Source organism: Photobacterium kasasachensis (genome assembly GCF_050336885.1).
In the GTDB taxonomy this organism is placed as follows: domain Bacteria; phylum Pseudomonadota; class Gammaproteobacteria; order Enterobacterales; family Vibrionaceae; genus Photobacterium; species Photobacterium kasasachensis.
The window spans coordinates 1-865 of record NZ_JAKJSH010000067.1; the positions used below are offsets into that span (position 1 = coordinate 1).

1 tRNA gene and 2 rRNA genes are annotated in these 865 nt (G+C 44.2%); all 3 read left to right on the forward strand.

Annotation, left to right across the window (positions count from 1 at the left end):
- Positions 1-119, forward strand: a 16S ribosomal RNA gene (locus L4D19_RS30335); the annotation flags it as partial.
- 99 nt (positions 120-218) lie between these two features.
- Positions 219-294, forward strand: a tRNA-Glu gene (locus L4D19_RS30340).
- Between the two features lie 405 nt (positions 295-699).
- Positions 700-865 (forward strand): 23S ribosomal RNA (locus L4D19_RS30345); the annotation flags it as partial.

Sequence of the window (865 nt, forward strand, 5' to 3'; positions counted from 1 at the left end):
CTGCACCAGAAGTAGATAGCTTAACCTTCGGGAGGGCGTTTACCACGGTGTGGTTCATGACTGGGGTGAAGTCGTAACAAGGTAGCCCTAGGGGAACCTGGGGCTGGATCACCTCCTTAACGATAGACTGCTTGTTTGATGCAGTGTCCACACAGATTGCCTGGTTAAAATGTAAGAGAGCGCTAACGTTGCCCAACAACGTTGGCAAGAAACACTTGGTCCCGTTCGTCTAGAGGCCTAGGACACCGCCCTTTCACGGCGGTAACAGGGGTTCGACTCCCCTACGGGACGCCACTTTCTAAGTGTTTTCTTTGTAAGCCTTATCATTTTTGATAGCTGCGATGCTCATGTGCATGTGTACACTACGCTTCTCGCTTCAAAACTGATTACGTTTACTTTGAAATCAATAGTGAAAGTATTTAGAAAGTGGATATCGAATGATAGACACATGCTCTTTAATAATCTGGAAAGCTGACTAGTAAATTCAATTTTTACAATTGAATTAAAATGTTTCATCGAGAGATGAAACGAGTTCTCAAGCAATACACATTCAAGTGTCTTGTATTTTTGTCTTCACTTTTTCAAAAGTGAAAATAAAAGAAGAGTCCGGCGAAAAACCAATGTCCTTACTTTTCTTGATCGAATGTAGGTGACACAAACCTTGGTTGTTTGAACATACGAAACCTCTTGGGGTTGTATGGTTAAGTGACTAAGCGTACACGGTGGATGCCTTGGCAGTCAGAGGCGATGAAGGACGTACTAACTTGCGTTAAGCCCAGATTAGGCAGTAAGAGCCACTTGAGTCTGGGATTTCCGAATGGGGAAACCCACCTGCACAAGCAGGTATCGCAGCGTGAATACATAG